The sequence below is a fragment of the Kitasatospora sp. NPDC048194 genome (assembly GCF_043202455.1).
In the GTDB taxonomy this organism is placed as follows: Bacteria; Actinomycetota; Actinomycetes; order Streptomycetales; family Streptomycetaceae; genus Kitasatospora.
This window is the reverse complement of sequence record NZ_JBIDAK010000044.1, coordinates 31345-51982: the sequence shown is the minus strand read 5'-3', so window position 1 is coordinate 51982 and position 20638 is coordinate 31345. Positions and strand designations below refer to the sequence as shown.

Here is a 20638-nt window from a genome sequence, read left to right as displayed (position 1 = left end):
TCCGACAGGAGGCCGTCCACGCCCTCCCGGTCGGTGGTGTGGTCGTCCGCGAAACGACGGTCACCCGTCGCATCCGGCACGTACTTCACACAGACGACGATCCTCAAGCTCATCAGCGGTCTCTCCTGTCACGGGTGCACGGATGCACTGGATCCACGGCCTCAGGTCATGCCGAGGGTACTGAGTGCCAAGTCCGGCCCGGCCGCGACCCGCGCGCCGCAAGCGCCGCCTGGACCGGCATGCCGTGTCGGCTCTCTTCGACTGGCGTTCAGAGGCTCCACCGAGAGCTTACGGCACTCAGTACCCCTCGTAAAGGCACTCAGTACCCTTCCCGGTGTCCGGGGGCGCGCGGGCCGTCCGCCGGTGCGGGCGGCAGTCCGCCGAGGGCGACGGCCGCCTCCCCCGTGTGGACGCGGAAGGTCAGCGACTCCTGGAGGTACAGCTCGACGGACTCGGCGTCGTGGGAGAGGTAGCCGACCGAGACGTCCTGGCCGAGGTGGAGCTCGAAGTCGCCGCCCCGGGTGGAGAGCAGGAAGGCGCCCTCGATCGCGGGGGCCCAGATGATGTCGCCGTCCAGCAGCCGGGCGAGGTGGTTGTGCACGGGGTAGCCGTGGTCGCTGGTCTCGTTGACGGCCGTGAAGGCGGCGGCGCCGAGCAGGAGCGAGTACGGCCCGCCGACGCCGGCCAGGCGCAGCGCGGTGAGGGCGCGGCTGACCGCCTCGGGGTACTCGCGGATGTCGTCCGGCAGGGGGACCGGAGGGTTGCTGGAGGCGGCCCGGATGCCGTCGACGGCGGCCGCGCGGTAGCCCTCGAAGACGGCGCGGTCCTCGGCCAGGGCCAGGGTGCGGGCCGCGTCCTTGACGGGCTGCCAGTCGGAGTCCCGCGAGCCGCGTTCGACGTCGTCCACGGCCGCGCGGGTGACGGTGAAGGGCACCCGCAGCTCCACCACCGGCAGGCTGGTGCGGGCGCGGGCCCGGACGCCGTCGAGGGGCGGTTCGAGGCCGGTCAGGTGCCCGGTGCCGACGGCGGCGAGGGTGGCGCCCCCGGGGCCGTCCAGGTCGACCACCCGGCGGCCGGCGATGTGCAGTTTGAAGGTCTGACGGGCCTCCTCCTCGATCTCCTCCCACGCGGCGGCGGAGATCGGGGCGAGGTCCCGGTGGAGGTTGTTCATGCGCGGGGTCCTGTTCAGGGGGTCGGCCTGAGGCTGCCGATGCCGAGCGAGCCGTCCGCGGGCGCGGCGACGGTGGTGCCCGCGTCTCCGGCGGCCGGTCCGGCAGCGGGGGCGTCGGCGGGTCCGGCGGCGGGCACCGCCACGGCGGCGGGCGCGGAGGCGGGCGCGGGCGGTGGGGAGTCCAGGAAGTCGGCGGTCGGGACGAAGAACAGCGAGCCGGTGACGGCGGTGGAGAAGTCCAGCAGCCGGTCGGTGGTGCCCGGCGGGTCGCCGATGAACATCTTGCGCAGCATCTCCTCCGTCACCGCCGGGTCCCGCGCGTAGCCGATGAAGTAGGTGCCGAACTCGCCCCCGCCCTGGAAGGACCCGAAGGCCATGTTGAAGCGGACGATCTTCCGCTCCTCGCCGTCCGGGCCGGTGATCACGGTGAGCGCGACGTGCGAGTCGGCGGGCTTGACGTCGTCGGCCAGCTCGATGTCGGTGAGCTTGGTGCGGCCGACCGCCCGCTCCTGGTCCTCGACGCTGAGCGCGTTCCACTTGTCGAGGTCGTGCAGGTACTTCTGGACGACGACGTAGCTGCCGCCGGCGAACTCCGGGTCCTCCGCCCCGACCACCGCGGCGGCCTCGGCGGCCCGGCCCTCGGGGTTCTCGGTGCCGTCCACGAAGCCGAGCAGGTCCCGGTCGTCGAAGTACCGGAAGCCCTGCACCGAGTCGACCACGGTGGCCGCCCCGGCGAGGCGGCCGGTCAGCTGGCTCGCCAGCTCGAAGCAGAGGTCCATCCGCTCGGCCCGCAGGTGCAGCAGCAGGTCGCCCGGGGTCGCCGGGGCCCGGTGGCGGGGGCCGGCCAGTTCCCGGAAGGGGTGGAGGGCGGCCGGCCGGGGGCCGTCGAAGAGCCGGTCCCACAGGTCGGAGCCGATGCCGGTGACGCAGGTGAGGCCGGCGTCGGGGGCCCGGAAGCCGACGGACCGGCGCAGCCCGGCGAGATCGGGCAGCAGCTCGCGGACGGTGTCCTCGCCGCCCGCCCCGACGGTGAGGGCGAGGAAGACGGCCGCGCCGGTCAGCGGGGAGAGCACGGCTTGCGGTTCGGGCTGCATGGCTGCGCTCCTTGTCACGCGCCGGGCTCACGACGGGGCCCCGCGCGGGTGGCTGCGGAGCACGACGGATCGGGACGAATCCGATCACGCCGACGATTACATCGCAGAGCGGACGATTCGGCACGGCCGACGCGCGGCCGGGCGACCCGGCCGACCTGATCTCCGCCAGGGCCGTCCGGGTGGTGCGCGGCCGCCTTCCGGGGAAGGTGCCGGGCGCGGCGCCGTCCCGCCCCGACGGCCGTCACCAGGGCACCGGCACCACCGCGGCGACGGTCACCACCGGGGCCGCCCGGAAGGCCTCCAGCGCACTCACGCCCGAGCGGGCGGCGCACGACGGCCAGCCGGGCGGGGGCCGAGCACGCGGCCGGGCGGGGGCCGAGCACGCGGCGGGGGCGGGTGCGCCCGGTCGCGCACCCGCCCCGGTTCGTCGGGCCTCAGGCCCGCAGCGCTGCCAGTTGCTCGGCGAAGGGCACCACCGGCGCGGGCGACGGCGGCTCCGCCGCCGGGCCGCGGCCGGCCAGCAGGACGGCCAACTCGCCCGCCGCGCGGTCGATCCGGCCCGGCAGGCCGTCGGTGAGCGCGTCGCCCGCCGCGCCCCAGTCGTCGGTCGCCGCGTACACGGCCGTCGGCAGCACCACGGCGCGCAGGTAGCTGAACAGCGGCCGGACGGCGTGCTCGAGGACGAGCGAGTGCCGGGGCGTGCCGCCGGTGGCGGCGATCAGCACCGGCTTGCCGGTCAGCGCGTCCTGGTCGACCACGTCGAAGAAGGACTTGAACAGCCCGCTGTAGGAGGCGGTGAAGACCGGCGTCACCGCGATCAGCGCGTCCGCGTCCGTCATCGCCCCGATCGCCGCACGCAGCGCGGGCGCCGGGAAGCCGGTGACGAGGTTGTTGGCGATGTCCACGGCGAGGTCCCGCAGTTCGATCACCGTCACCTCCACCTCCCGGCCCTCCGCGGCCAGCCGGCGCTCCGTCGCCTCGGTGAGGCGGTCCGCCAGCAGGCGGGTCGAGGACGGCTTGCTCAGCCCGGCACTGACCACCGCCAGCTTGAACGCGGTCACTCGGCCACCTCCACGGCACTCTCGTCACGGGCCGCGACCAGCGCGGCGTGGGTCGGCCCGTCCGGCACCCCGGCCGGGCGGCCCTTGGCGAACTCCTGGCGCAGCACCGGCACGACCTCCTCGCCGAGCAGGTCCAACTGCTCCAGCACGGTCTTCAACGGCAGGCCGGCGTGGTCCATCAGGAACAGCTGGCGCTGGTAGTCGCCGAAGGTCTCGCGGAAGGTCAGCGTCTTCTCGATGACCTCCTGCGGGCTGCCCACGGTCAGCGGGGTCTGCTCGGTGAACTCCTCCAGCGAGGGCCCGTGCCCGTACACCGGCGCGTTGTCGAAGTACGGACGGAACTCGCGGACCGCGTCCTGGGAGTTCCTCCGCATGAACACCTGGCCGCCGAGGCCGACGATCGCCTGCTCGGGCGTGCCGTGGCCGTAGTGGGCGTAGCGCTCGCGGTAGAGGCCGACCAGCCTCCGGAAGTGCTCCTTGGGCCAGAAGATGTTGTTCGCGAAGAAGCCGTCCCCGTAGTAGGCGGCCTGCTCGGCGATCTCCGGGCTGCGGATGGAGCCGTGCCAGACGAACGGCGGGACGCCGTCCAGCGGGCGCGGGGTGGAGGTGAAGCCCTGCAGCGGGGTGCGGAAGCGGCCCTGCCAGTCCACCACTTCCTCGCGCCAGAGCTGGTGCAGCAGCGCGTAGTTCTCGACGGCGAGCGGTATGCCCTGGCGGATGTCCTTGCCGAACCAGGGGTAGACCGGGCCGGTGTTGCCGCGGCCCATCATGACGTCCACCCGGCCGCCGGCCAGGTGCTGGAGCATGGCGAAGTCCTCGGCGATCTTCACCGGGTCGTTGGTGGTGATCAGCGTGGTCGAGGTGGAGAGGATGATGCGCTCGGTCTGCGCGGCGATGTAGCCGAGCATGGTCGTCGGCGAGGACGGGACGAACGGCGGGTTGTGGTGCTCGCCGGTCGCGAAGACGTCGAGGCCGACCTCCTCGGCCTTGCGCGCGATGGCCACCATCGCCTTGATCCGCTCGTGCTCGCTCGGGGTGCGGCCGGTGGTCGGGTCGGGGGTGACGTCGCCGACGGTGAAGATTCCGAACTGCATGGTGCTCACCACACTCCAGGAGGGGCCGGGTCGTTCAACTTTCAACCACCTTAGCAGTCCGCCGCGCCGAGCTATTCCCGGGGGGCGCCGCTCCCTCCGACAACGGCGGCCAGGGCGGCGACAATGGGGGGAGGGCTCCGGAGGGCTCCGGAAGGGCGGCGGGCCGATGGCGCCGTACATCGCGGTGACCGCACTGAGCCACGAGGGCCTGGTGCGGGAGCACAACGAGGACAGCCTGGCGGTCGGGCCGTGGACGCTCTGCGCCACCGTGACCGCCAACCCGCAGACCCTGCTCTTCCCGCTCGGCCTGCCCTGCGTGGTGGCGGTGGCCGACGGCCTGGGCGGCCACCCGGGCGGCGAGGTGGCCAGCGCGCTGGTCGCCCGCCGGCTCGCCGCCGCCGGGATCGGGCTGGACGGCGAGGAGGCCGTCCGGGAGGAACTGCAGGAGTGCAACCGGGCGGTGTACGCGGCCGCGGCCGAGGAGCCCGAGCTCGCCGCGATGGGCACCACGGTGGCCGGACTGGTGCTGCTGCCCGAGCGGGCGGTGGTGTTCAACGTGGGCGACAGCCGGGTGTACCGGGTCACCGACGCCGGGCTGCGCCGGGTCAGCGTGGACGACAGCCCGCCGCTGCCGCCCGGCCGGCGGACCACCTCGATGGTCACCCAGACCCTGGGCGGCTCGCTGGGCCTCACCTTCGTGGAGCCGCACGTGCGGACCGCTCCGCTGGCCGCCGGCGACCGCTTCCTGGTGTGCAGCGACGGGCTGACCGACCCGGTGCCCGAGGAGGAGCTGGCGGCACTGCTCGCCCGGCCGGACGAGGAGTCCGAACGGGCCGACGGCCGGGCCGCGTTCGAGCTGTGGAAGGCCGCGATCGAGGCCGGCGGTCCGGACAACGTCAGCCTGGCGCTGGTGCGGATCGGCGGGTGACGCGCGCGGAGCCGCCCCGGGGCGGTTCGTGCCCCGGGGCGGCTCGGCGGTCGGTCAGAACCGGCTCGCCACGTTCACCCCGCTGAAGCCCTGCTGGGCGTAGAGGCTGAAGTAGACGTACCCGGCCGGCGGGTTGGTGACGGTCAGCGTCTCGGAGTTGCCCGGGCCCGCCGAGCGCGTCGCGTAGGCGTTGGTGTACGCCCAGCCGCGCGGGTTGTAGTAGAGGTCGGCGTTGCCCGTCCCACCGCTGACGGTGATCTTCACCTGCTGGGTGCCGGCCGGCACCAGGAGGTAGAAGTGGGCGTAGTTGCCGGTGGTCGCCGCGACGTTGCTGCGGCCGCAGTTCGCACCCAGCTCACGGGTGTCGGCGGAGGTGCACTCGGGCACCTGCGGGAGCGGCGGGGTGGTGGCGCAGGCGCCGTTCGCGCAGGTGGTGAGCCAGCGGTCGAAGTCCGCGTCGTAGCGGGTGCCGATGGTGGTCTTGAGCAGGGCGCGGGCGGCGTTCCAGTCCCCCACCCGGAAGTCGGCGAGCATGGCGTCCACGTCGGAGCGGTGCTGCTCCAGCATGTAGCGGACGGCGAGGTAGCCCCAGCGGTAGACCCGCTCCTGGTCGCCGTAGACGGTGTCGAAGAGGTCGCTCAGCTTGTAGGTGTGCAGGCCGGCCGCCGCGATGGCGCCGTCGTTGACGACCTTGCGGTACGAGTAGGAGACGTACTCGGCGAAGCCCTCGACCCACCAGACGGTCGGGGTCGTCATGGCGGCGTCGAAGTCGCCGTACATGTCGAAGCGGCCGTCGAGGTAGTGGGTGTACTCGTGGTTGAGGTTCCAGATCTGGAAGTCCGGGCGGACCCACTCGGCCTCGTAGCAGAGGAAGCGCGGCTGGTTGCCGGCGGCGGCCGGGTCGCCCTCGATGTACATGCCGCCGTTGTCGGTGTCGATGCCGTAGATGGCGGCGGCGAGGACCTGGTAGTCGAAGGAGGAGTGGAAGACCACGACCTCGATGGTGCCGTTGTGGTCGTCCTTGACCGGGCCGCTGTCCCGGACCACCGCGTGGACGTACGCGTCCTGGCCGGTGAGGCTGGCGCAGGTGGTGGCGAGCTGGGCGCCGTCCAGCGCCTGGGCGATCAGCTTGATGCTCGGGCTGCAGGTGTAGTTCACCTTCAGCGTCCCGGACTTGAGCTGGTCGGCGCCGTTGCAGGTGCCGTAGTAGGAGCAGTTGGCGGCGTCGTAGTAGCCGACGGCCTCGGCCACCGCAGCCCACTGGTAGACCGTGCGGCCGCTCGGCGCGGCGGCGGCGGCCAGCGCCTTGGCCAGCGGGCGGACCTTGGCCTGGAGGCCCGGGTACTGCAGGAAGCGGGCCAGTTCCCTGGTCGCGTTGTACTCCAGCACGCCGTAGTTGCCGCCGAGTTGGTCCTCGTTGCGGGTCACGAAGGAGGACAGCGCGTCCAGCACGCTCGGGTCGGCCTCGACGGCCGGCTCGAAGCCGCTCAGCTGGTGGCCGCGGAACAGCACGGTGAACACCTGGTTCGCGGCGGTGGCCATGCCGGTCGGGTTCCAGGTGGCGCTGACGTAGTCGCCGAGCAGCCGCTTGACCACCCACAGGTAGCGGGCGTTCTCCTGGGCGCTGTCGATCAGCGTGACGGCCTCACCGAGGACCGCCGCGTTGGCCGCGCTGACGTCGCGCGAGTGGGCGCCGGCGAAGAACGCGTCCAGCGCGGCGCGGATCGCGGTCTGCAGGGCGGTCCCGTAGGTCCCGACGTCGGCCGGGTGGTACCACTGCACGTAGTAGCCGGCGCGCAGGTAGAGCACCAACTGCCCGGCGGCGGTGCTGTCGTCGCCCGGGTAGGCGGCGGAGACGTCCCGCAGCGCGTTCGCCACGGTGGTCATCTGCGCCTCGCGGAACGCTCCGGCCGCGTCGGTGCCGGTGAGCTGGAACAGCTGGTTGATGCAGCCGGTGTCGACGGAGGTGATCTGCTGGACCAGGGCGCTGCCGGTGCGGCTGGTGAAGTCACCGACCGTGCAGGCCGCCCTGGCGGACGGGTGGGGTGCCGTCACGGCCGGGCGGGCTTCGGCCGGGCGGGTGTCCACCGGGAGCGGTGAACGCTGGTCGAGGGAGGTGAACTTCCTTTCCTGGTCAGCGCGTTCGGGTGCCCCGGTGGCCGGCTGGGGGGCCGGGCCGGAGGGCGTGGGGGCGGCACCCGGGTGGGCGGGGGCCGGGGACGCGTGGGCGGCGCCCGGGGCGAACATTCCGAACGCCAGGACGAGCGTCAGGGCCAGCGTCAACAATCGTGCCAGCTGCGGGAGTCGCAGCAGACGTGCGGGACTCACGTGGAGGCCTCCGGGCCGTCGTCGGCCGCAGCTCGGGGCGCGGCCGGTGGGGGGCGAGGACCGTTGGCGACGGCGACCGTGGGGGCGGTGCCGTCGTGGACACGGTGGGGAGTGTGACATGTACCATGGCACACATCACATGCCCCTGGGAAGCCTCCGGGCGCGGCACGATCCGGGGAGCGCGAGGAGGCCGTGGTGACGGTTGGTCACCACGGCGTCCCGGCAGGCGAAGCGCTACTTGCGGAGCAGCAGGATCACCCCGGCGGTGGCCAGGCCGACCAGCACGGCGGCCACGCCGTACGCCAGGCGGTGCGCCTTCAGCACCGGCAGGAAGCGGTCCACGGCGTAGCGGCCCGGACCGGTCAGCGCGAGGGCCACGGCACCCGCGGTCAGCAGCAGCTCGTACTCGTCGCCCTTCGGCGCGAAGAAGCCGCCGCCCCAGGTGACGGCGATCGCGTTGACCATGGTGCCGACGACGGCCGCGCCCGCCAGCGGGGTCAACAGGCCGACGGCGAGGCCGAGTCCGCCCAGGACCTCGGTGAGGCCGGCGACCACGGCCATGGCGTTGCCCGCCGGGTAGCCGCTCATGGTGAAGAACTGACCGGTGCCGTCGATACCGCCCCCGCCGAACCAGCCGAAGAGCTTCTGGCTCCCGTGCGCGGCCATGGTGAGGCCGAGGACCAGGCGCAGGAGCAGGAGTCCCGCGTCGTACGCGTGCGGGGAGGCGGCCGCGGGGCCGGCCCCCTCCCGGGTGGAACGGGCGGTGGGGGTGGTGGCGGCGGTCGTGCTCGGGCTGCTGCTCGGCATGGTCGTCTCCATCGATCGGAAGTCGGTCGTCAGGGGCCTGGGAGGCGGCCGGGCGGGGGCACGGGCCTCCCGCCGTCGGTTTGTTCAAATTTGAACCGGCCGCTCCCCGACCGTACCGTGAAGTTCGAATTTGAACAACCGGCGCCGTCCCCGCGCGAGGTGCGGCCCCCACCGGGCGCGGGGCAGGGTGGAGGCATGGCTCCACGCAGGCAGCACCGCCGTGCCGCGCAGACCGGCACGCCCTACCCCGAGGCACTGGCCGCCTTCGGCGAGCGGGTCCGACTGGTCGGCCCCGACCGGTGGGCCTCCGCCACGCCCTGCTCCGACTGGTCGGTGCGCGACCTGGTCAACCACCTCACCGCCGAGCAGCTCTGGGTGCCCGAGCTGCTGACGGGCGCCACCATCGCCGAGGTCGGCGACCGCTTCGACGGCGACGTCCTCGGCGCGGACCCGGTCGCCGCCTGGTCGGCCGCCGCCGAGGCCGCCCGGCAGGCCTGGGAGGTCCCCGGCGCCGCCGGGCTCACCGTCCACCTGTCCTTCGGGGACGTCTCCGGGCAGTACTACCTCGACCAGCTCACCACCGACCTGGTGGTGCACGCCTGGGACCTCGCCGAAGGCATCGGCGCCCGCACCCGGCTCCCGCCGGACCTGGTCGACTTCGCGCTCGAAAAGATCAGCGGCTACGGGGACCTCTCCGGCAGCGGAGTGTTCGACCCGCCGCTGCCCGCCCCCGAGGGAGCCGGCCCGCAGGCCCGGCTGCTGGCGCTCACCGGACGGCGGGACACCGGCTGAGCCGGGTTCTCCCGGGCGCGCCGGATACTGGAGAGTACGGGGGGCCGTGTTGATCCCGTACGAGAGGCGGGCGCCATGAGCCGCAGGCCGGACATCCTCGGCGAGTTCACCGCCGACCACCGGGCGGCCACCGAGCTGCTCGACCGGGTCGAGGCCGCCCCGGCCGGCTCCGCCGAACGCGGCGAGCTGCTGGCGCAGCTGACCGACCTGCTGTTCACCCACTGCGCCGCCGAGGAGGAGCACCTCTTCCCGGTCGTCCAGCACGACGTGCCGGACGGCGGCGCGCTGGTGTTCAGCAGCATCCACGAGCACCTCGCCCTCGGGCAGTACCTCGCCGACCTCCAGGGCCTCGGCCCGGCCGACCCGGCCTTCGACACCCTGCTGCGCGGCCTGGCGGACACCCTGCGGCGGCACCTGGCCGGCGAGGAGGAGCGGCTCTTCCCGGCCGCCCGCAAGGCCCTGCCCGCGGCGGCGCGGGCGGCGCTGGGCGAGCGGCTGCGGGCCGAACGGGCGGAGGCGGGGTGACCGGGCCCCACCACGCGGCGGCGGTCGCGCCCCGGACCGCGACGGGAACTGGGCCGCCCGGCCCCGGCCATGCCTCCCCCCGGGTGGTACGCCCGTCGGCCTAGGCTGTGGACGTCCCGGGCGGCCGGTGGGCCGTGGGAGTCGGGAGGGGCCCGGCCGCCGGGTGGGCGAGGAGGTTCGCGATGAACAGCGGTGAGACGACCGCCAAGGTGCGTTGTGTGGCGGCCGTTCCGTGCTGGGTGAGCCTGATGGCCCGGGACCTGGAGGACGCCAAGGAGTTCTACGGTCCCCTGCTCGGCTGGGAGTTCGAGCCCGGAGGGGAGCGGTTCGGCCCGTACGTCCACGCGGTGGCCGGCGGCGAGGCGGTGGCCGGCCTCGGCGTCGCCGGGCTCGGCGCCGTGCCCCTCGCCTGGACCAGCTACTTCGGGACGGAGAGCGCCGACGCGGCCGCCGACGCGGTGCGCGAACGCGGCGCGACCCTGGCCGTCGGGCCGCTGGCCTTCGACGCCGGGCGGGTGGCCTTCGCGGCCGACCCGGCCGGGGCGGTGTTCGGCATCTGGGAGGGCCCGCTGGGCCGCGCCCGCAGGCTGGAGCTGCCGGGCGCGCCGGTCTGGATCGAACTGCGCACCCCGGACCCGTTCGCGGCGGCGCTGTTCTACGGCGAGGTGTTCCGCTGGGACGGCCGCGACCCGGAGCACTTCGAGGTGCGGTGGGAGCACGACCGGGTGGTGCTGCGCGCCGAGGGGCACAGCGTCGCGGCACTGGCCAAGGAACAGGCGGGCGGCCCGGCGGGCATGCCGCCGCACTGGGAGGTCTCCTTCGCCGTCCCGGACACCGACCGGGCACTGGCCCGGGCCGTGGAACTGGGCGGCTCGGCGGTCGGGCCCGCCTTCGACTCGCCGTACGGCCGGGTGGCCCGGCTGCAGGACCGCGAGGGCGCCCGCTTCGCGGTGATCGGCCCGAAGGAAGGCTGAGCGGCGGAGGCGGCTGAGCGGCGGCCCGTGGAACGCGCCCAGGGCGTCGGCCGAGGGCCGGCGCCCTGGAGGCTGAGCGGCAGGGGCGCGGGCCCGGGCAGGTCAGCGCACCCAGGCCTTGAGCGGCTCGGTGTCCAGGGAGATGCCGACCGGGTCGGGCAGGTGGACGGTCCTGCCGAAGGGGAGCGTCTGGACGGTTTCGTAGCGGACTCCGTCGGGCCGGCTGTGCACGACCACCTCGGCCGAGTCCCGGTCGATCAGCAGGTAGACGGGAATGCCCGTCTCGGCGTAGGCGCGGGGCTTCTCCACGCGGTCGCGGCGGTCGGTGTCGGAGTCGAACGACGTGACCTCCGCGACCATGAGCACCGGTTCGCTCGACGCCCAGTCACCCTGCCCCACGAAGGCGTCCGCGTCGGCCAGGGTGCCGTCCGGGCGAGCGAACCCGCCTCGGTAACCCTGCACCTTCAACCCCTGGTCGTGGAGGTAGAGCTCGGGCCGAGCCTGGATGCAGATCCTCAGGAGCCACTGGATGATGCGGCCGTGGTCGCCGTCCGGCACGGGCTTGACCCCCAGCTTCCCGTTGATGAACTCCGCGCGGATGCCCTCGGCAGTGGCGGCCAGATGACGAGCGAGTTCCTCGAACTCCTCGGGCAGCATCTGCGGGCGGTCGGAGATCGCGGTCACGGGCCTTCCCCCTTCGCCTGAGCACCCTCCGGAGCAACGAGCACGCCGGCGAGTGGTTACGTGTGTTCCCTGGCTCTGACGATAGTCGACCGCCTCCAGCCGCACCCGATGTGACGCAGGTCACACTCGACGCGGAAATAGCGGGGACAGATTCCCCGTTTCTGAGTACGTTGGCCTAAGCGGGGAGGATTTCCCCGGTATCCTGGAGGAGCAGTCGTCATGACCACCGTCGCCGCCGAGTCGGCCCGAACCGGGGGAAGCGTGCGTGCGCCGAAGTTGCGCGCGGACGCCAGCCGGAACCGGGAGCGGATCGTGCTGGCGGCCCGGGACGCCTTCGTCGAGCACGGCGCCGATGTGCCGCTGGACGAGATCGCGAAGCGGGCGGGGGTCGGCAATGCCACGCTGTACCGGAACTTCCCGGACCGCGTGGCGCTGATCCGCGAGGTGGCGCTGCTCGTCAAGAACCGCATCCTGGCCCTCGCCGAAACGGCGACGGCCGAGGCGGACGCGGGCGTGGGCGGCGGCCCGTTCGACGCTCTGCAACGGTTCGTGCACGCGACCGTGGCGGAGAAGGTCGGCGGCCTCTGCGCCGTCTTCACCAGCACCATCGACCCCTACGACCCTGAACTGACCGAGATCCGGGAGCGCCTGCGGACCGCCGTGAGCGGTCTGATGGAACGCGCCCGGGCCGCAGGCGAACTGCGGTCCGACGTGGACCACGGGGACCTGTTCATCGCGATGAGCCAGCTGACCCGGCCGCTGCCGGGCGCCTCGTGCGGGCTGCTCGACGAATTCGTCCACCGGCACCTCCAGCTCTTCCTGGACGGTCTGCGGGCACCGGCCCGTTCCGTCCTGCCCGGCCGCCCCGCGACCTTCGAGGACTTCCGACCCCGGGCCTGACCTTCCGCCTGGACCGACCCCACTGATCCGACCCACCGGCACCCTGCCGCCGCGGCGCTGACCGGCGCCCCCCGCGGGCGCACCGGCGCGCCCGCAGCCGTACCCGATCCCGTACGGCGACGAGCCGTTCCCGTACGGCCCGTCGACCGTTCCCGCACGCCACGCACCGTGAAGTGAGTACCCCCATGTCTCAAACCGACGCCCGCCCGGCGACGTTGCCCGATCCCAGGCGCTGGAAGGCGCTGATCTTCATCGGCCTCGCCCAGCTGATGGTCGTCCTCGACGCCACCATCGTGAACATCGCCCTGCCCTCCGCCCAGAAGGACCTGGGCATCACCGACGCCAACCGCCAGTGGGTGATCACCGCCTACGCGCTGGCCTTCGGCGGCCTGCTGCTGTTCGGCGGCCGGATCGCGGACCTCTGGGGCCGCAAGCGGACCTTCGTGGTCGGTCTGACGGGCTTCGCCCTCGCCTCCGCACTCGGCGGCGCCGCGGCCAACACCGCGATGCTGCTCGGCGCCCGCGCCCTCCAGGGCGTGTTCGGCGCGCTGCTGGCGCCCGCCGCGCTCTCGCTGCTCGCGGTGACCTTCACCGAGGCCAAGGAGCGCGCCAAGGCGTTCGGCATCTACGGTGCGATCGCCGGTGGCGGTGGCGCCATCGGACTGATCCTCGGCGGCCTGCTGACCGAGTACATGAACTGGCGCTGGACCTTCTTCGTCAACATCCCGTTCGCCATCGTGGCCGCCGTCGGCGCCGTCATGGTGATCCGCGAGCCCGCCGAGGGCCGCAACCGCAACCGGCTGGACATCCCCGGCGTGCTGCTGGTGACCACCGGCCTGGTCTCGCTGGTCTACGGCTTCACCCGCGCCGAGTCGCACGGCTGGACGGCCGGCAGCACCCTGGGCCTGTTCGCCGCGGCCGCCGTGCTGCTGTTCGCCTTCGTCCTGGTGGAGCGCAGGGTCAAGGCCCCGCTGCTGCCGCTGCGCGTCGTGCTCGACCGCAACCGCGGCGGGGTGTACATGTCGCTGGGCATGGCCGTGATCGGCATGTTCGGCCTGTTCCTCTTCCTGACCTACTACCTGCAGATCGTGCTGGGCTACAGCCCGGTGCTCACCGGCGTGGCCTTCCTGCCGATGGTGGCGGGCATGATCACCGGCTCGACCCAGATCGGCGCCCGGCTGATGACCCGCGTCCCGGCGCGCTACCTGATGGCGCCCGGCTTCCTGACCGCCTCCATCGGGATGTTCCTGCTGACCCACATCGGCTTGGACACCTCCTACCCGGCGCTGATCCTGCCCGGCCTGGTCCTGATGGGCCTGGGCATGGGCACCGCCTTCATGCCGGCCATGAGCCTCGCCACGCACGGCGTCCAGCCGCGCGACGCGGGCGTGGCCTCCGCCATGGTCAACACCTCGCAGCAGGTCGGCGGCGCCATCGGCACGGCGCTGCTGAACACCATCGCGGCCAGCGCCACCACCAGCTGGCTGGCCTCGCACGCCACCGCCGCCGCGGCCGGTTCGCCCGCGACCGCCAAGGCCCTGCAGTTCCAGGCCATGGTGCACGGCTTCTCGACCGCGATCTGGGTGTCCTTCGGGATCCTGGTGGCGGCCGGCGCGGTCGCCTTCACCTTCATCAACGCCGGCCGGCCGAGTGCGGCGGGTACCGGCTCGGGTGCGGGCGCGGCGAAGAGCGACGAGGTGCCGGTGCTGGTGCACTGACCCCTCGGGGCACGCCCGTCCCGGGCGACTCGGGTGCGTACGCGGCCCGTCCGGTGTCTTCCAGGCACCGGGCGGGCCGTTCGCGTCCCCGGAGCCCACCCGGGTAGAAGTGGGGACTTCTCCCCGATTATCGTGGCCCCAGCGCGAATCGGGGACCTATCCCCGCTTCCTGGAGCGAGGGGCGTGCACATGACCCGGAATCAGAACGCTGGGCGGGGACGGTGGGCCGCCGACTGGGCGGACGGCCGGCTGGGGATCCACACCCTGGCCAGGGCCAATCTGCGGAAGGTCTTTCCGGACCACTGGTCCTTCATGCTGGGCGAGATCTGCCTCTACACCTTCCTGATCATCATCCTGACCGGCGTCTGGCTGACCCTGTTCTTCAAGCCGTCGATGGGCGAGGTGGTCTACAGCGGCTCGTACGTCCCCCTCAAGGGCATCGCGATGTCGGAGGCCTACGCCTCCACGGTGGACATCAGCTTCGAGGTGCGCGGCGGACTGCTGATCCGTCAGATCCACCACTGGGCGGCGATCGTCTTCGTCGCGGCCATGTTCGTGCACATGATGCGGGTCTTCTTCACCGGCGCGTTCCGCAAGCCGCGTGAGGTCAACTGGGTGTTCGGCTTCCTGCTGCTGTTCCTCGGCATGCTGGACGGCTTCTTCGGCTACTCGCTCCCGGACGACCTGCTCTCCGGCACCGGCATCCGGTTCATCGAGGGCGTGGTGCTGGCCGTGCCACTGGTCGGCACCTACCTCCAGATGTTCCTGTTCGGCGGGGAGTTCCCCGGGCACGACATCGTGCCGCGGTTCTTCACCGTCCACGTGCTGCTGATCCCGGGCATCATGCTCGGCCTGCTGGTGGCGCACCTGATCCTGGTCTTCCACCACAAGCACACCCAGTGGGCGGGCCCGGGCAGGACCGAGAAGAACGTCGTCGGCATGCCGCTGATGCCGGTCTACCTGGCCAAGGCCGGCGGCTTCTTCTTCCTGGTGTTCGGGGCCGTCGCACTGATGGCAGCCGTCGCCACCGTCAACCCGATCTGGGCCTACGGCCCGTACCGGCCCGACCAGGTGTCCACCGACGCCCAGCCCGACTGGTACATGGGCTTCGCCGAGGGCCTGATCCGGGTGATGCCCGGCTGGGAGATCGGGCTCCGGGGGCACACCCTCAACCTCGGAGTGCTGATCCCGTTCGCGATGTTCCCCCTCGTCCTCGGCGCGATCGCGGCCTACCCGTTCGTGGAGGCCTGGGTGACCGACGGCGACCGGGAGCACCACCTGCTCGACCGGCCGCGCAACGCGCCCGTGCGCACCGCCCTCGGTGCGGCCTGGATCAGCGTCTACCTGGTGATGCTCGCGGGCGGGGGCAACGACCTGATCGCCACCCACCTGCACCTGTCGCTCAACACGATCACCTACGCCGTGCGGGCCGGCTTCTTCGTCGTGCCGGTCGCCGTGTTCGCGGTCACCAAGCGGTGGTGCCTCGGGCTGCAGCGGCGGGACCGGGACAAGGTGCTGCACGGCCGGGAGACCGGCATCGTCAGGCGGCTGCCGCACGGCGAGTTCACCGAGGTGCACGCCGGGCTCGCGCCCGCCGAACTGCACCGGCTCACGGCGCACGAGCAGCCCCGCCCCCTCGAACCGCGGCCCGCGCGGGACGAGAATGGAGTGGCCGGTCGGGTGGGTGCCCTCACCCGCACCCGGGCGAGGCTGTCCCGCGGGTTCCACGGCGAGCACGCGCGGATCCCCAAGCCCACCGCCGAGGAGTACCGCGCGATCGCCGAGGACCACGGGCACTGACCGCCCCCCGCCGAGGGAGGACACCGTGCACGACCGAACCGACCAGCTCGCCGACAGCAAGTACCTCCTGCTGACCACCTTCGGAGCGGACGGGAGCCGGATCGACTCACAGCTGTGGGTGGTCTCCGACGGCACCGCGCTCGGCGTCTGGACCCCCACCCACTCCGGCGAGGCCGAGCGGATCCGGCGCCACCCCCGGGTGCTGATCGGCCCGTGCGACGCCCACGGGCGCCCGACCGGCCGCCGGCTCCCGGCCCGCGCCCGGCTCTGCGACCCCGAGGCGACGGCGCGCTACCGCACCTCGCTGATCAACAAGTACGGCCTGACGGCGCTGATCGCGTTGGCCCGCAGCCGGTTCCGGGTCGGACTGGAGGGGACGGTCGGGATCCGGATCACGCTGAACGAGATCGAGCAGCGGCTGGTCGGGCCGGAGTGGCGGCCGCCGGCGACGTACTGCGTCAACTGAGGGCACAGCGCGACGCGGCGGCGGAGCGGCCGGCGTCTCCCGAGGGTCCTCGCGGGCCCGGCGGGCCCCGGCGTCCGCCGGGCCCGGCGGGCGAGGGACCGGCGGGCGCCGAGGTCAGGGGCCGTCGTCCGGGGCCTTGGCCAGGTCCTCCGGTTCGCAGGCCTCCCGACCGGTCCCCGCGTGCACCACCTTCACCGCCCGCTCCGGGCCGCCCGGCACGACCCGCTGCTCGTGCCCGCAGCGGGGGCAGATCAGCGGGATGCGCGGGCGCTGGGACCTGCGGTCGGCCTGGTCGCCGTCCGGGCGCGGGGTGGTCACGTCAGCGAGTGGGTCGGGACCGGGCTGACCTCCTGGATCTCGCCGTGGGCCTTGGTGAGCAGTTGCGAGGCGAGGTCGTTGAGCGCACGGGCGCCCGCGATCTCCTCGCCGACCCGCAGTTGTTCCGGGTCGGAGGGGTGGCGGCTGCTGTAGCCGTGGGCCCGCAGTTCCGTCCCGTCGGCGAGCCGGAGCAGGGCCGCGGCGGTCGTGCGCGCGCCCTCCTCCCGGAACTCCATGTCGATGTGCCAACCGACCAGAGTCTGCATGGCGGATCACCTCCATCGGTACTCCTCCAGAGTGCGCCGCACCCCGCGGGTTCACCAGGGCAGCCGGAGCCGGGCCGAACTTGAACGCGTTCAACTCGGCGGCGTAGAGTCGGCCGCGAGGCTCATTTGAACGCGTTCAAGAGGGGGCGCCCGCCATGGGCAAGGGCACGACCGAACTGGTGGACCTCCTGGTCCTGCTCGGCATGGGAGCCGTCCTGCCGCTCGGCCTCGCGCTGATCGACGAACCCGGGCTCGCCCGGGTGCGCCGGCTCTGGCCGCTCGCCGCCGTCCCCGGGGCGCTCTGCCTCTGGCTGCCGCGCGGAGCCGCGACCGGCCCGGCCGTCCTGTACGCGCTCGGCACCCTGGCCGTGGCCCTGCACGCGCCGTTGCGGCTGGCCCGCACCCGCTCGCTCGCCCCCGCCGAGATCGCGGTGCTCACCGCGCTCGCCGCACCCGCCGTGGCGGGCGTCGCCCTGGTCGCCGAACGCTCCGGCTACCCGCTGTTCGGATTCGAGCCGCACATCCTCGCGCTGACCGTCCCGCACTTCCACTACGCCGGATTCACCGCCGCACTGGTCGCCGGGCTGGTGTGCCGGGCCGATCCCGCCTCCCGGGCGGCCCGCTGCGCGGCGCTCAGCGTACCGGCGGGCACGCTGCTGGTCCTGGCCGGGTACTTCCTCGGCAACTGGTGGCAGTTCGCCGGAGCGGTCGTGCTGACCACCGGGATGTGGCTGGTCGGCCTGGTCAGCTGGCGCGAGCTCCGCCCCCGCAGCGGCAACGCGGCCACCGCCCGGCTGCTGGCCGCATCCTCGGCCGTGCTGGCGCTCACCATGCTGCTCGCCCTGTGGTGGGCCCTGGGCCGCGCCGCGGGACTCCCCCACCCCACCCTGGCCTGGATGGCCGCCACCCACGGCCTCGGCAACGCGCTCGGCTTCGCCCTCTGCGCGCTCCTCGCCTGGCGCCGGATCACCGCCCTCCCGGAGGACCACCGATGAACCACCACGGCGACGACTACAGCTACCCCGAGCAGGGCGCCAGTCGCACCGGCGAACTTCCCCCCGGCTACCGCCACTTGCGGCACCGGGCCCGGATCGGCCACGGGCGCGCGGCGCTGGAGGTCGCCGGGGCGGCGCTGCTCGGCTGGCGGATGCACCGGCTGGCGGGCGTGCGGATCGAGGCGGAGGCCGAGGAAGCGGCCGCGGGCGTCGCCGTGCGCTGCGCGATCGGCGTCGGCCCGCTGCGGGCGGGGGCGCCGAACCGGGTCCTGGCCGCCGTCACCGGACCGGACCGGTACGGGTTCACGTACGGGACGAGGCACGGGCACCTGGGCCGGGGCGAGGAGACCTTCCTGGTCGAGCTCGCGCCGGACGGCTCGGTCTGGTTCAGCGTCACCGCGTTCAGCCGCCCGGTCGCCTGGTGGGCCCGGCTGGCCGGACCGCTGTTCCCGCTCCTCCAGCACGCCTTCGTCCGGCGCTGCGGGCGGGTGCTGGCCGCGATCGCGGCGGACGCGGCGTGACGGGGCCGAGCCCTGCCCGGCGGATGGGCCCGCGGGGCGGAGGGGCCGGGGGTGACGGGGTCGGCCGGCCACGCAGCGGACCGGGCGCTGCCAGGCCGGCTGCGGCCGGGCCTGGTGCTGGTGAGGCCCGGTGCGGTCGGGCCCGGTGCGGTCGGGCCGGTGCGGTCAGGCCCGGTGCGGTCAGGCTCCGTGCTGGGAGGCCTGGTGCTGGGAGGCCTGGTGCGCGGGGACGGCGACCAGGAGGGCGCCGGAGTTCTGGACCCGGACCTCGAAGTGGTCGATGTCGCCCGGCTGGAGGGCCGCACCGCCGGTGGTGCGCACCGCGGCCGGGCCGTCCGGGCCCCCGTAGCCGCCCGCCGGAACGCTCCAGGTGGTCACCGTCTGCTGCTCGCCGGCGTGCGAGACGGCGACCAGGTTGCAGGTCAACGGACCTCGGACGCCGGACAGTTGCAGGCTGATCTGGCTGCCCCAGGTCCTGCCGTCCAGGCCGACGGTGGCCTTGGCACCGGTGCTCGGGTCGGTGGCGCTGAACTGCTCGGCGACGGCGACCACCGCGGGCGCGGTGTCGGCGGTGATGACCGCCGCGGTCACGGCCGGGCCGGCCGCGACCATCGCCGTCGCGGCCAGGGCGAGCACCAGCCGGCGCACCCGGCCCCGCCGCCGGGCGGCCGTGACCTCGGCGACCAGACGGTCCAGGAGTTGCCCGTCCGGGCGCGGGGCGGGCTCGGCCGGGTCCAGGCCGGCCGCCCTGACCGACTCGGCGTACTCGGCCAACACCGGTTCGAGGAAAGTGAGTTCAGCTACCTGAGCGGCACACTGCGGGCAGTCGGCCAGGTGCCGTTCGAAGGCGGCGCGCTCGGCGGGCTCCAGCAGGCCGAGGACGTACACGCCGACGTCGACGTGCTCGGCGTCCTCGGGCAGGCCGGGGTCGGTGTCGGGGGGCTTGGTCACGATGTCACTCCCCGTTCCTCCAGCGCGAGCCTGAGCGAGCGCAGTGCGTAGAACACCCGCGACCGTACGGTGCCGGCCGGGATGCCGAGTTCGGCGGCCGCCTCGTTGGCGGTGCGGCCCTTGAGGTAGGTCTCGACGATGACCTCGCGGTGCGAGGGCGAGAGGTCCGCGAGCGCGTCGGCGACGGTCATCATCCGCAGCGTCCGCTCGATCTCGTCCTCGGCGGGCAGCTGCTCCAGCACCGCCGCGTCCACCTCCCGCGGCCGGGCGCGGGCGCTGCGGTGGTCGTCGATCACGATCCGGCGGGCGACGGTGACCAGCCAGGGCCGCAGCGAGCCGGCCTGCGGATCGAGCCGGTGGAGGTTGCGCCAGGCGCGCACCAGCGTCTCCTGGACGACGTCCTCGGCGCGTTGGCGGTCCCCCGCGACCAGGTGGAGGACGAAGCCGAAGAGCGGTCCGGCATGCTCGCGGTACAGGGCCCGCATCAGCTCCTCGTCCGCGGCCCCCGTGCCGTGGGCGGCGGGGCCGCCGGCAGGGCGCTCCTCGGTCACCACTTCATCGTTGCGCACCCGGGCCTCCCGGTCGAGGGCGGCGGTCGGCTTCGGCCGGCGGCCGCCGGTCAGTAACCCGGTGCGGTGGGCGCCGGGGTGGGCGTGGCCGGCGTCGGGGAGCCGGGCGTCCCGCTGCCGCCGGCCATCGCCTTGCCGCCCGTGGGGGTCACCGCGAACCAGGTGCCGCCCACGCCCTGGCCCTTGGTGTCGCCGGGCTTGGTGTCGGGCGAGTAGCGGTAGACCGGCCAGCCGTTGAGGGTGAGCTGCTTGCTGCCGTCGGACCGGGTGACGGTGCCGACCAGCTTGCTGTCGATGCCCTTGACGGTGACGTTGCCGTTGGCGTGCTCGGGCGGCCAGACGGTGGCGCAGGCACCGTTGCAGTAGGACTCGGACGGACTGCTCTCGTCCTGGTCGAAGCGGTAGAGCGTGAAGCCCGCGCTGTCGGTGACGATCGGGCCGAGCTTGGGGTCGTCGGCGGTCTTCAGGGTCGCCGCGGCCGGTGCGCCGGTGGCGGCGGACGTGCTCGGCGCGCTCGACGTGCCCGATCCGGACGATCCGCAGCCCGCGACCAGCGCGGCCACGGCGGCGCCGGAGGCGGCCAGCACGGCGGCCCGGCGGGTGCGGGGTGTGCTGAGCATGGGATGCCTCCCGGGTCCGTGAACGGACTGGACACCTTTCTGTACGGTCGGTGGTG

At 73.6% G+C, this 20638-nt stretch carries 22 protein-coding genes and 1 pseudogene; 10 read left to right on the top strand and 13 right to left on the bottom strand.

The features are described 5' to 3' along the window. The 5 genes and pseudogenes from ACGF07_RS32845 to ACGF07_RS32825 all read right to left on the bottom strand — a co-directional run. Positions 1 to 113 (bottom strand): annotated as a pseudogene (locus ACGF07_RS32845) (electron transfer flavoprotein subunit beta); the annotation flags it as partial. Between the two features lie 206 nt (positions 114 to 319). After that, complete coding sequence (locus tag ACGF07_RS32840; protein WP_392904844.1) at positions 320 to 1171, bottom strand: family 1 encapsulin nanocompartment shell protein; 852 nt, start codon at positions 1169 to 1171, stop codon at positions 320 to 322. Between the two features lie 14 nt (positions 1172 to 1185). Continuing rightward, positions 1186 to 2265 (bottom strand): Dyp-type peroxidase, encoded by a 1080-nt coding sequence (locus ACGF07_RS32835; RefSeq protein ID WP_392904841.1) that lies wholly within the window; start codon positions 2263 to 2265, stop codon positions 1186 to 1188. Between the two features lie 434 nt (positions 2266 to 2699). After that, positions 2700 to 3326, bottom strand: a complete 627-nt coding sequence (locus tag ACGF07_RS32830) for an FMN reductase (protein WP_392904839.1) — start codon at positions 3324 to 3326, stop codon at positions 2700 to 2702. Continuing rightward, complete coding sequence (locus ACGF07_RS32825; RefSeq protein ID WP_350749387.1) at positions 3323 to 4420, bottom strand: LLM class flavin-dependent oxidoreductase; 1098 nt, start codon at positions 4418 to 4420, stop codon at positions 3323 to 3325. Before ACGF07_RS32825 ends, ACGF07_RS32830 begins: the two co-directional genes overlap by 4 nt. 166 nt (positions 4421 to 4586) lie before the next feature. Here ACGF07_RS32825 and ACGF07_RS32820 point away from each other — a divergent pair, with 166 nt between their 5' ends. Further along, positions 4587 to 5348 (top strand): PP2C family protein-serine/threonine phosphatase, encoded by a 762-nt coding sequence (locus ACGF07_RS32820; RefSeq protein WP_392904836.1) that lies wholly within the window; start codon positions 4587 to 4589, stop codon positions 5346 to 5348. A gap of 54 nt (positions 5349 to 5402) precedes the next feature. Here ACGF07_RS32820 and ACGF07_RS32815 read toward each other — a convergent pair whose 3' ends face one another. Then, entirely contained in the window at positions 5403 to 7595 is a 2193-nt protein-coding gene (locus ACGF07_RS32815) for a M9 family metallopeptidase (RefSeq protein ID WP_392904846.1), read from the bottom strand. 315 nt (positions 7596 to 7910) lie between these two features. Continuing rightward, entirely contained in the window at positions 7911 to 8483 is a 573-nt protein-coding gene (locus ACGF07_RS32810) for a DoxX family protein (protein ID WP_392904833.1), read from the bottom strand. 195 nt (positions 8484 to 8678) lie between these two features. Between ACGF07_RS32810 and ACGF07_RS32805 the strand changes: the two genes are divergently transcribed. The 3 genes from ACGF07_RS32805 to ACGF07_RS32795 all read left to right on the top strand — a co-directional run bounded on the left by ACGF07_RS32805 (position 8679) and on the right by ACGF07_RS32795 (position 10774). Next, positions 8679 to 9275 carry a TIGR03086 family metal-binding protein gene (locus ACGF07_RS32805; RefSeq protein ID WP_392904831.1) on the top strand — a complete coding sequence of 199 codons (597 nt, stop codon included), beginning with the start codon at positions 8679 to 8681 and terminating at the stop codon, positions 9273 to 9275. 75 nt (positions 9276 to 9350) lie between these two features. Continuing rightward, positions 9351 to 9800, top strand: a complete 450-nt coding sequence (locus ACGF07_RS32800) for a hemerythrin domain-containing protein (RefSeq protein WP_350739973.1) — start codon at positions 9351 to 9353, stop codon at positions 9798 to 9800. A 182-nt stretch (positions 9801 to 9982) separates the two neighbouring features. Further along, positions 9983 to 10774 carry a VOC family protein gene (locus ACGF07_RS32795; protein ID WP_350739975.1) on the top strand — a complete coding sequence of 264 codons (792 nt, stop codon included), beginning with the start codon at positions 9983 to 9985 and terminating at the stop codon, positions 10772 to 10774. A 102-nt stretch (positions 10775 to 10876) separates the two neighbouring features. Here ACGF07_RS32795 and ACGF07_RS32790 read toward each other — a convergent pair whose 3' ends face one another. Beyond that, positions 10877 to 11458, bottom strand: coding sequence for a Uma2 family endonuclease (locus tag ACGF07_RS32790; RefSeq protein WP_350739978.1), 582 nt, complete (start codon positions 11456 to 11458; stop codon positions 10877 to 10879). A 219-nt stretch (positions 11459 to 11677) separates the two neighbouring features. On the opposite strand from ACGF07_RS32790, the gene ACGF07_RS32785 reads away from it, so the two are divergent. From ACGF07_RS32785 to ACGF07_RS32770, 4 genes are all read left to right on the top strand, one after another. Continuing rightward, on the top strand, positions 11678 to 12358 hold the full coding sequence (locus ACGF07_RS32785; protein ID WP_392904827.1) for a TetR/AcrR family transcriptional regulator: 681 nt from the start codon (positions 11678 to 11680) through the stop codon (positions 12356 to 12358). Between the two features lie 185 nt (positions 12359 to 12543). Next, positions 12544 to 14076, top strand: a complete 1533-nt coding sequence (locus ACGF07_RS32780) for an MFS transporter (RefSeq protein ID WP_392904825.1) — start codon at positions 12544 to 12546, stop codon at positions 14074 to 14076. Positions 14077 to 14265: 189 nt separating this feature from the next. Further along, entirely contained in the window at positions 14266 to 15876 is a 1611-nt protein-coding gene (locus ACGF07_RS32775; RefSeq protein WP_392904823.1) for a cytochrome bc complex cytochrome b subunit, read from the top strand. Between the two features lie 25 nt (positions 15877 to 15901). After that, a complete protein-coding gene (locus ACGF07_RS32770; protein WP_392904821.1) occupies positions 15902 to 16342 on the top strand; it encodes a PPOX class F420-dependent oxidoreductase in 441 nt (146 codons plus the stop codon). A gap of 114 nt (positions 16343 to 16456) precedes the next feature. On the opposite strand, the gene ACGF07_RS32765 is transcribed toward ACGF07_RS32770, so the two are convergent. Continuing rightward, positions 16457 to 16660 carry a hypothetical protein gene (locus ACGF07_RS32765; RefSeq protein WP_350739992.1) on the bottom strand — a complete coding sequence of 68 codons (204 nt, stop codon included), beginning with the start codon at positions 16658 to 16660 and terminating at the stop codon, positions 16457 to 16459. Next, positions 16657 to 16926 carry a DUF1876 domain-containing protein gene (locus tag ACGF07_RS32760; protein ID WP_350739995.1) on the bottom strand — a complete coding sequence of 90 codons (270 nt, stop codon included), beginning with the start codon at positions 16924 to 16926 and terminating at the stop codon, positions 16657 to 16659. Before ACGF07_RS32760 ends, ACGF07_RS32765 begins: the two co-directional genes overlap by 4 nt. A 155-nt stretch (positions 16927 to 17081) precedes the next feature. Here ACGF07_RS32760 and ACGF07_RS32755 point away from each other — a divergent pair, with 155 nt between their 5' ends. Both ACGF07_RS32755 and ACGF07_RS32750 read left to right on the top strand, forming a co-directional pair. After that, complete coding sequence (locus ACGF07_RS32755) at positions 17082 to 17921, top strand: YndJ family protein (RefSeq protein ID WP_350739997.1); 840 nt, start codon at positions 17082 to 17084, stop codon at positions 17919 to 17921. Next, a complete protein-coding gene (locus ACGF07_RS32750) occupies positions 17918 to 18442 on the top strand; it encodes a DUF1990 family protein (protein WP_392904818.1) in 525 nt (174 codons plus the stop codon). Before ACGF07_RS32755 ends, ACGF07_RS32750 begins: the two co-directional genes overlap by 4 nt. Positions 18443 to 18622: 180 nt before the next feature. Here ACGF07_RS32750 and ACGF07_RS32745 read toward each other — a convergent pair whose 3' ends face one another. The 3 genes from ACGF07_RS32745 to ACGF07_RS32735 are packed head-to-tail and all read right to left on the bottom strand — an operon-like array spanning position 18623 to position 20582. Beyond that, entirely contained in the window at positions 18623 to 19393 is a 771-nt protein-coding gene (locus tag ACGF07_RS32745) for a zf-HC2 domain-containing protein (protein ID WP_392904816.1), read from the bottom strand. After that, the gene (locus tag ACGF07_RS32740; RefSeq protein WP_392904813.1) at positions 19390 to 19962 is read right to left on the bottom strand and encodes a sigma-70 family RNA polymerase sigma factor; all 573 of its coding nucleotides are present in this window, start codon (positions 19960 to 19962) and stop codon (positions 19390 to 19392) included. The genes ACGF07_RS32745 and ACGF07_RS32740 overlap by 4 nt, the downstream gene beginning before the upstream one ends. Positions 19963 to 20012: 50 nt before the next feature. Then, the gene (locus tag ACGF07_RS32735) at positions 20013 to 20582 is read right to left on the bottom strand and encodes a hypothetical protein (protein WP_392904810.1); all 570 of its coding nucleotides are present in this window, start codon (positions 20580 to 20582) and stop codon (positions 20013 to 20015) included. Positions 20583 to 20638 lie beyond the last annotated feature (56 nt).

Excerpts from the sequence above, each read along its gene's own strand:
- ACGF07_RS32840 (WP_392904844.1), bottom strand. The coding sequence starts at position 1,171 with ATGAACAACCTCCACCGGGACCTCGCCCCGATCTCCGCCGCCGCGTGG.
- ACGF07_RS32835 (WP_392904841.1), bottom strand. The coding sequence starts at position 2,265 with ATGCAGCCCGAACCGCAAGCCGTGCTCTCCCCGCTGACCGGCGCGGCC.
- ACGF07_RS32825 (WP_350749387.1), bottom strand. The coding sequence starts at position 4,420 with ATGCAGTTCGGAATCTTCACCGTCGGCGACGTCACCCCCGACCCGACC.
- ACGF07_RS32820 (WP_392904836.1), top strand. The coding sequence starts at position 4,587 with ATGGCGCCGTACATCGCGGTGACCGCACTGAGCCACGAGGGCCTGGTG.
- ACGF07_RS32815 (WP_392904846.1), bottom strand. The coding sequence starts at position 7,595 with ATGTTCGCCCCGGGCGCCGCCCACGCGTCCCCGGCCCCCGCCCACCCG.
- ACGF07_RS32810 (WP_392904833.1), bottom strand. The coding sequence starts at position 8,483 with ATGCCGAGCAGCAGCCCGAGCACGACCGCCGCCACCACCCCCACCGCC.
- ACGF07_RS32805 (WP_392904831.1), top strand. The coding sequence starts at position 8,679 with ATGGCTCCACGCAGGCAGCACCGCCGTGCCGCGCAGACCGGCACGCCC.
- ACGF07_RS32800 (WP_350739973.1), top strand. The coding sequence starts at position 9,351 with ATGAGCCGCAGGCCGGACATCCTCGGCGAGTTCACCGCCGACCACCGG.
- ACGF07_RS32795 (WP_350739975.1), top strand. The coding sequence starts at position 9,983 with ATGAACAGCGGTGAGACGACCGCCAAGGTGCGTTGTGTGGCGGCCGTT.
- ACGF07_RS32785 (WP_392904827.1), top strand. The coding sequence starts at position 11,678 with ATGACCACCGTCGCCGCCGAGTCGGCCCGAACCGGGGGAAGCGTGCGT.
- ACGF07_RS32780 (WP_392904825.1), top strand. The coding sequence starts at position 12,544 with ATGTCTCAAACCGACGCCCGCCCGGCGACGTTGCCCGATCCCAGGCGC.
- ACGF07_RS32775 (WP_392904823.1), top strand. The coding sequence starts at position 14,266 with ATGACCCGGAATCAGAACGCTGGGCGGGGACGGTGGGCCGCCGACTGG.
- ACGF07_RS32760 (WP_350739995.1), bottom strand. The coding sequence starts at position 16,926 with ATGCAGACTCTGGTCGGTTGGCACATCGACATGGAGTTCCGGGAGGAG.
- ACGF07_RS32755 (WP_350739997.1), top strand. The coding sequence starts at position 17,082 with ATGGGCAAGGGCACGACCGAACTGGTGGACCTCCTGGTCCTGCTCGGC.
- ACGF07_RS32750 (WP_392904818.1), top strand. The coding sequence starts at position 17,918 with ATGAACCACCACGGCGACGACTACAGCTACCCCGAGCAGGGCGCCAGT.
- ACGF07_RS32735 (WP_392904810.1), bottom strand. The coding sequence starts at position 20,582 with ATGCTCAGCACACCCCGCACCCGCCGGGCCGCCGTGCTGGCCGCCTCC.